We start from the raw sequence: 7,915 nt of genomic DNA, 5'->3' as shown, positions 1-7,915 counted from the left end.
GCCCTTGGCCTTGCGGGTCTCCTGCAGGTCGCGGATGAGGTCGCGGGCCCAACCCTCGGCCTCCAGTTCCTCGGTGACCGCCGAATTCAGCACCACCAGACCGGCATTGCCGGGCAGGGCGGCGGTGGAGTCCGGCTCGGCGGCGACCAGGCGCTGGGTGTACTCCTCGGGCAGCAGGGTGATGCCCGCGGCGCTCACCACGCCGTCGGCCGATTCGGTCCACTCGCCCGCCTTGACCGCCTTGATGACGGTCTGCACGTCCTTGCCCAGGCGCGGACCGGCGGCACGGGCGTTGACCACCAGTTCGAAGCGGCCGTGCGCGGCCACATCGGTGGTGAGATCGACCTTCTTGACATTCACCTCGTCGGCGATCAGATCGGTGAACGGGATGAGCCGCTCCGCGTCCTCGGCCGCCACGGTGACCTCCGAGAGCGGCAGCCGCACCCGCAGATTCTGGGCCTTGCGCAGGCTCAGCACCGTCGAGCACACCGCGCGCACCTCGTCCATGGCCGCGACCAGCTCCGGATCGGCGGGCAGCTCGGCCTCGGCCGGCCAGTCGGCCAGGTGCACCGAGCGGCCGCCGGTGAGGCCGCGCCAGATCACCTCGGTGAGCAGCGGCAGCAGCGGGGCCGCCAGCCGGGTGGTCACCTCCAGCACGGTGTGCAGGGTGTCGATGGCATCGCGGTCCTCCTCCCAGAAGCGCGAACGCGACCGGCGCACATACCAGTTGGTGAGCGCGTCCGCGAAGGAGCGCAGTTCGTCACAGGCCCCGGCGATGTCGTAGACCTCCAGCGCCTCGGTCATGACCTCGCGGGTGCGGGCCAGCTTGGCCAGGATGTAGCGGTCCAGCACATGCGGCGAATCCGTGCGCCAGGTACCGGGTTTCGAGGCGTAGAGCTGCAGGAAGGTCCAGGCGTTCCAGAGCGGGCGCAGCGCATGGCCGACCCCCTCGCGGATCCCGCGCTCGGTGACGATGAGGTTGCCGCCGCGCAGGATGGGCGAGGCCATGAGGAACCAGCGCATGGCATCGGAGCCGTCGCGGTCGAACACCTCGTTGACATTCGGGTAGTTGCCCTTGGACTTGGACATCTTGAGCCCGTCGTCGCCGAGCACGATGCCGTGCGCCGCAACGGTTTTGAAGGCCGGACGGTCGAACAGCGCGGTGGCCAGCACGTGCAGGGTGTAGAACCAGCCGCGGGTCTGGCCGTTGTACTCGACGATGAAATCGCCCGGGTTGTGGCCGACGCCGCCCGTGGACTCGGCGGCGGTGCCGGCCGTGGACTCAGCGGTCGCGGTGCCGTCGAACCAGTCCTTGTTCTCGAACGGGTAGTGCACCTGCGCGAACGGCATGGAGCCGGACTCGAACCAGCAGTCGAGCACCTCGGGGGTGCGCCGCATCATCGACTTCCCGGTCGGGTCATCGGGATTCGGGCGCACCAGGTCGTCGATCATGGGCCGGTGCAGATCGGTCGGGCGCACGCCGAAGTCGCGCTCCAACTCGTCGAGCGAGCCGTACACGTCCACCCGCGGATAGGCCGGATCGTCGGATACCCACACCGGGATGGGCGAACCCCAGTACCGGTTGCGGCTGATGTTCCAGTCGCGCGCACCCTCGAGCCATTTGCCGAACTGGCCGTCGCGGATGTGCTCGGGCACCCAGGTGATCTCCTGGTTGAGCTCCACCATGCGGTCGCGGAACTTGGTGACGGCCACGAACCAGGACGGCACCGCCATGTAGATGAGCGGCTGCCCGGACCGCCAGCTGTGCGGGTAGGAGTGCTCGATGGTCTCGTGCCGCAACAGCTTTCCGGTGGCCTTGAGGTCCTTGATGATCACCGGGTTGGCGTCGAAGACCATGAGGCCCTCGTACGGCGGCACCATGGAGGTGAACTTGCCGCCCGCGTCGAGGGGCTGCACCAGTTCGATGCCCGCCGCCGACGCGACGTCCATATCCTCCTCACCGAAGGCGGGCGCGAGGTGCACGATGCCGGTGCCGGAGTCGGTGGTCACGTAATCGGCGGTCAGCACCCGGTGCGCGTTCGGGTGGCCGACGAAGAAGTCGAACGGCGGCTGGTAGCGCAGGTCGACCAGGGCGGCGCCGAGCTGCTCGCCGAGCACCTCGAAGCCGTCGGCCTCCTCGCCCAGCTCGCGCGCGTAGTGCGAAACCCGTTCGGCGGCAAGCAGGTAGCGCTTGCCGTCCTTGCCCTTGACGTGGGTGTAGGTGACGTCGGGGTGGACGGCGATCGCCAGGTTGGACGGCAGCGTCCAGGGCGTGGTGGTCCAGATCAGGGCGTTCGCGCCGTCCAGTTCGTGCAGCGGATGGTCCGCGGGCACCGACAGCACCATATCCACGGTGACCGCCGGATCCTGCCGCATCTTGTAGGCGTCGTCGAGGCGGGTCTCCTGGTTCGACAGCGGCGTCTGCTCATACCAGCTGTAGGGCAGCACCCGGAAGCCCTGATAGATGAGCCCCTTGTCATACAACGCCTTGAAGGCCCACATGACCGACTCCATGAAGTCGAGATCGAGGGTCTTGTAGTCGTTGTCGAAGTCGACCCAGCGGGCCTGACGCGTCACATAGTTACGCCACTCATTGGTGTAGCGAAGTACCGAGGACTTGCACGCGGCATTGAATTCTGCCAAGCCCATGGCATCGATCTGTGATTTGTCCGTGATACCGAGCTGCTTCTCCGCTTCGATTTCCGCGGGCAGGCCGTGAGTATCCCATCCGAATCGGCGCTCGACCTTCTTTCCGCGCATGGTTTGGAAGCGCGGGATCAAATCCTTGACATAGCCGGTGAGCAGATGTCCGTAATGCGGCAACCCATTGGCGAAGGGGGGCCCGTCATAGAAGACGAATTCCGGTGCATCGGAACGGTTCTCGATGCTGGCGCGGAAGGTGTCGTCGGCGGCCCAGTACTCCAGGACGCGCTGCTCCAGATCGGGGAAGGACACCTGGCCGCCGCCGGTGCGGCCCAGGTCGACGCGGGGATACGCGTTCCGGGTGACTGTGGGGTCCACAGCGGGGTTGTCTACAGGGGCCTCGTCCGCCATCGCGGGCTCCGTCTCTCCTCGTGCCATCACCTGGGGCACGGGGACGACGACGAGCGCTCGGTGCGCTCTCACCGCGGTACCACCCCGCTTGTCCGGCGGCGTCCCGATCGGGACGGCCGAACCTCTCGTTGCGAGCTGTGACGGGCTCACCCGTTCGGTTCTACTGAGCGGCCGCGGCCGCCGTTCTTCCGAAGGCTCCCCGGTGATTGCCGGATCGACGCCGTAGTGCAGTGTCAAGTCTAGCGAGCGCGGTCCAGGGATTATTCCGCGGACCCGCGCTCTAGTGTCTGGCGTGCTTACCGCCTGGCCGGGACTGGGTCTCGTCCTCGTCGGAGCGCATGGACAGCGCACTGACCAGCAGGAGCACCGCGCCGATCACACAGACCACGATGCAGGCCCATGCCCACACCACGGAACCGGTGGTCAGGGCGGCGACCAGCAGTCCGAATCCGACCGCCGCGAGGCCGAGCGTCACCACGAGCACGGGCACCCCCTGGTCTGACCGCGAATTCCGAAACGGTGGTGTCGCTGCGCTGTGTCACCCGGCCCGTGGCCACCCGGCCCGTGCGGGCCGTGCGGCGCAGCACCGGGGGACGTCGTCGCGACGGCTTTACTTGCCGCCCTTGAGCAGTGCACCGTTGCCGGACGCGCCCTCGCCGAACTCGCCACCGTCGACCGGCACCGCGGACCCACGGTTCTCCAGCTCCTCGAGCTGCGATTCCAGGTAGGACTTCAGCCGCACCCGGTACTCGCGTTCGAAGGTCTTGAGCTGCTCGATCCGACTCTCCAGCACACTGCGCTGCTGGGTGATGGTGGCCATGATCTCGGTGTGCTTGCGCTCGGCGTCGGCCTGCAGGCCGTCGGCCTTCTCCTTGGCCTGGCGCAGCTGATTGTCGGAGCGGGTCTGCGCGTCCGACAGCATGGCCTCGGCCTTCTGGCGGGCGTCGGCGATCATCGACTCGGAGCGGGTACGTGCATCGCTGACCAGGCGCTCGGAATTGGTTCTGGCGTTCGCCAGCAACTGCTCGGCCTCGGTCTTGGCATCGGAGGTGAGCCGATCGGCCATCTCCTGGGCCAGCGAGAGCACCTTGGCCGCTTGCAGATTCGCGTCCGCGGAGGGCGCGTCCTTGGCGGCGGGCGCGGGAGCCGGCATGGGCGCGGGGGCCGGAGCCGGGGCGGGCTTGGGCGGCTCCGGCGCGGGAGCCTGCTTCACGGCCGCGACCGGGCCCCGATTCTTCTTGGCGTCAGCGAGTTCCGCGTCGAGCTCGGCGACCCGCTGGCGCAGATCGGCGTTCTCTTCGATGAGGCGTGAGAGCTCCTGCTCGACCAGATCGAGGAAGGCGTCGACTTCGTCCTCGTTGTAGCCGCGCTTCCCGATCGGTGGTTTGCTGAACGCGACGTTGTGCACATCGGCTGGGGTCAGCGGCATGGAAGGATCCCTTCACGCTTCGTACGGAGATCTAGCACTAGATCAGACAAGCTTTCTTCTCGGCCCATTCTGTCACATCTCAGCTACGCGGTGCCGCCAGTGGCCGTGAGCGAGTAGAGGAAGAAGACGACAAAAAGCAGGACCATAATCGACAGATCGAGCCGAATTCCCCCAAGATTCACTGGCGGTATCAAACGCCTCAGGAGTTTCACCGGTGGATCCGTGATCGTGAAGATCACCTCGAAGATGACGGCGAGGAAGCCGCTGGGGCGCCAATCACGCGCGAACACGTGGATGAACTCCACGATGACGCGGCTGATCAGCAGCAGCCAGAACAGGAGCAGGACTAGGTTCAACACCGCGATCAGGGCCACGTGTTCACTCTGCCTCAGAATCGGTGTCCCGCAAAACATACGCGCCGCTCGGATCGGCGCGCCCTCCCCCGTGCACGGCGTGTCCCCGCAGGGTGCGGCGGTGCGGCCGCACCCGGATCGGGTCGTTATTTCTGGTTGTAGAAACCGGTTTCGGCGATGCGCCGACGCTCCTCGGCCGATACGTCCACATCGGCCGGTGAGAGCAGGAACACCTTGGTCGCGACCTTGTCGAACGAGCCACGCAGCGCGAAGGCCAGCCCGGCGGCGAAGTCGACCAGGCGGCGGGCGTCGGAGTTGCTCATCTCGACCAGGTCCATGATCACCGGGGTGCCGTCGCGGAAACGCTCACCGATGATGGCGGCCTCGGCGTAGGTGCGCGGACGCAGCGTCGTGATCTTGGACAAGGGGCCGCCTTCCTCGAAGAGCCCGGACCGGCGCGGCGGCGCGGTCTCGATGCGGCGCTCCTCCATCCGCAGCTCTTCCATGCGCCGCTCGGCCTCCGTGTCCACCGCCAGCGCACCGCGGGTCGCGCCGCGCACCATCGGCGCACCGCCGCCCAGGCTGCGGGTGCGGCTGGACGGGGCGGTGTCGATGCGGGTGGGACGGCGCGGCGGCTCGTACCGGTCGTCCGCGTAGTCGTCGGCGTAGTCATCGCGACGCGCCACGCTGTAGCCCGGCTGGTACGGGGCCTTGTAGGACGGCTCGGGGTAAGCGGGCTCGTCGTCGTAGCGGTCGTCGGCGTACCGGTCGTAGTCGCGGTCGTATTCCCGGGGACGCGGCCGACGCGCACCACGCTCGTCGAGGCCACCCCGGTGTCCCCCGCGGTCGTCGACGTAGTCGTCCTCGTAATCCTCGAGCGGAACCATGCCGAAGTACGCCTTGAACTTGTGCAGCGTGCTCATGCCTCCACCTCGCTAGCGCTCGGCTCCAGCACGAGCACGCTCGTGGCTGCGTCAACGGCTCGCTCGCTACGCTCGCTCACTGCCTCCACCTCGCTAGCGCTCGGCTCCAGCACGAGCACGCTCGTGGCTGCGTCGATCATTCGCTCGCTACGCTCGCTCATACCGGTCGACCTTCCTTCGGCCCCGACTGGCCTGGGGTGTTGAAGTACTGCTCAGTCCCTCGTCCTTCACAAGCATATGTTTCAAATGTGACTGATGAGGTTTCTTTGCTAAGGCGAGGTTATCGGTCGCGCGCCCATCAACGCGGTACCGACACGCACGCAGGTCGATCCGTGGGCGATGGCGGCCTCCAAATCGTTTGACATCCCCGCCGACAGCTCCCTGGCCTGGGGATGTGTCGCCAGCAGGCGGCCGTGCAGGTCGGCTAGGCGGGCGAATTCGGCGGCCGGATCGGTGCCCAGCGGCGGAATCGCCATCAGGCCCGCGAGCTGCAACGATGCCGATTCCTCGATCCGGTCGGCGAGGGCCGGGAGATCGTCGGGGGCGACGCCGCCGCGGGTGGGGTCGGCGTCCAGGCTGACTTGCAGCAGGACGCGCAGGGGTGTGTCGCGATCGCCCGCCTCGAGGGCGGCGGTGACGGCGGTGTCGAGTGCGGTCGCCAACCTGTCCGAATCGACCGAATAGACGGTATTTGCCCAGCGTGCAACGTGTTTCGCTTTGTTGCGCTGGAGACGCCCGATGAATTCCCAGCGCACGTGCGACAGGTGGCGCAACTGGGCCACTTTCTCGCTGGCCTCCTGTTCTCGGGATTCGCCGAATTCGCGGCGGCCGAGCCCATAGAGGATTTCGATATCCGAGGCCGGAAAGAATTTAGTTACGGGGAGTAAGCGTACGGTGTCGGGTTCCCGCCCGGCCACCCGGCATGCTGCGTCGATGCGCTCGGTCAGGGTGGTGAGGTTGGCCGACAGTTCGGCGGTGCGCGCCGTGACGCGCGTCTCGCCGTCGGTTTCGATACCCATTGCGGCGGTGGACGATTCGGAGGTCATGCCGCCGCTCCCTCGGATGACATCCAAATCACACCGGCGATTCGGCCGGTCGGCGCGCCGCGACGGTGCGAGAACAGCGTGTCGTCCTCGATGGTGCAGCGCGGGTCCACCGCGACGGCGCCGACCCCGGCCGCCTCCAACTGCCGCCGGATGCCCGCGCGCAGATCCAGGCCCGGGGTGCCCTTGGCGGTAGTGGTGGCGCTGCCCGGCAGATGCTCCTCGACGTCGGCGCGCATGGTGGCGGGCACCTCGTACCGGCGTCCGCTGGCAGCCGGACCCAGGAACGCGCCGATGCGTTCGGGTTTCGCGCCGAGTTCGTACATGGCCTCGAGCACCCGCGGCACGATGCCGATGCGCGCGCCGATGCGGCCCGCGTGCACGGCCGCGATCACCCCCGCCTCGTCATCCGACAGCAGCACCGGGACACAGTCGGCGGTCAGCACCACCAGCGCCAGATCCGGCTGCGTGGTGACCAGGGCGTCGGTCGCGGGCACGGCGTCGGTGCGCGGCCCGTCCACCACCGTGACGGTGCGCCCGTGGATCTGCTCCATCCAGATCAACCGCTCCGGCGCCAGCCCGAGGTTCTCGGCCAGCCGCAACCGATTGCGTCGCACCGCCTCCGGATCGTCGCCGACATGATCCCCGAGATTGAACGAGTCGTACGGGGCCTTCGAGAACCCGCCCGCCCGTGTCGTCGTCACCCGCCGAGTACGCAGTACCGGTGCAGCAGAAGTCATGCCTCCGAGGGTAATGGCCACCACCGGGCAACCCGCGCCAGCGGCCGCGTGCGGACCATCACGTGACACGCGACACCGGGACCGAACGCCCGCCGCCCCACAGCGTGCGGCTCTCGGCCACGCTCGGTCCTGCGCGAACTCTCAGGCGGACCGGGTGGTGCGAGCGGAAGCTGGCAAGTGCGCCCACCGGTCCACGGACAACACGCACTCCAGGGTCAGTGAACCGGCAACCCGGCGGCCACATACCGGCTGGATGATGGCACCACGAACACATCGCGTCCGATCGCGCCACCGGCGGGCGCTGTCACCGGACGAGCTGCCGAGCTGACAGGTCTGCGAGCAGAACGCGCCGACGCGACAGTCAGCGATCACG

8 protein-coding genes are annotated in these 7,915 nt (G+C 67.7%); all 8 read right to left on the bottom strand.

Going from position 1 to position 7,915, the window contains the following annotated elements; all coding sequences use genetic code 11:
• A partial coding sequence (ileS, locus tag QK444_RS28085) for an isoleucine--tRNA ligase (protein ID WP_282785155.1) occupies window positions 1-3,021 on the bottom strand: 3,021 nt, incomplete at its 3' end.
• Between the two features lie 313 nt (window positions 3,022-3,334).
• Window positions 3,335-3,538 carry a hypothetical protein gene (locus tag QK444_RS28080; RefSeq protein WP_282785154.1) on the bottom strand — a complete coding sequence of 68 codons (204 nt, stop codon included), beginning with the start codon at window positions 3,536-3,538 and terminating at the stop codon, window positions 3,335-3,337.
• A 126-nt stretch (window positions 3,539-3,664) separates the two neighbouring features.
• Entirely contained in the window at window positions 3,665-4,483 is an 819-nt protein-coding gene (locus QK444_RS28075) for a DivIVA domain-containing protein (protein WP_039812462.1), read from the bottom strand.
• A gap of 83 nt (window positions 4,484-4,566) precedes the next feature.
• Window positions 4,567-4,857, bottom strand: coding sequence for a YggT family protein (locus QK444_RS28070; RefSeq protein WP_029929281.1), 291 nt, complete (start codon window positions 4,855-4,857; stop codon window positions 4,567-4,569).
• Between the two features lie 125 nt (window positions 4,858-4,982).
• The gene (locus tag QK444_RS28065; protein ID WP_029929282.1) at window positions 4,983-5,759 is read right to left on the bottom strand and encodes a cell division protein SepF; all 777 of its coding nucleotides are present in this window, start codon (window positions 5,757-5,759) and stop codon (window positions 4,983-4,985) included.
• Window positions 5,756-5,920: a hypothetical protein gene (locus tag QK444_RS28060; protein WP_282785153.1), complete on the bottom strand. Its 165-nt coding sequence runs from the start codon at window positions 5,918-5,920 to the stop codon at window positions 5,756-5,758. The genes QK444_RS28065 and QK444_RS28060 overlap by 4 nt, the downstream gene beginning before the upstream one ends.
• A 108-nt stretch (window positions 5,921-6,028) precedes the next feature.
• Window positions 6,029-6,778, bottom strand: a complete 750-nt coding sequence (locus QK444_RS28055; protein WP_282785156.1) for a YggS family pyridoxal phosphate-dependent enzyme — start codon at window positions 6,776-6,778, stop codon at window positions 6,029-6,031.
• 23 nt (window positions 6,779-6,801) lie between these two features.
• The gene (pgeF, locus tag QK444_RS28050; protein WP_282785152.1) at window positions 6,802-7,542 is read right to left on the bottom strand and encodes a peptidoglycan editing factor PgeF; all 741 of its coding nucleotides are present in this window, start codon (window positions 7,540-7,542) and stop codon (window positions 6,802-6,804) included.
• Between the last annotated feature and the right edge of the window lie 373 nt (window positions 7,543-7,915).

It is taken from the genome of Nocardia sp. CC201C (assembly GCF_030010695.1).
Lineage (GTDB): Bacteria > Actinomycetota > Actinomycetes > Mycobacteriales > Mycobacteriaceae > Nocardia > Nocardia otitidiscaviarum.
Note: the sequence above shows the minus strand (reverse complement) of the source record. Positions and strands in the feature narration are given on the sequence as shown.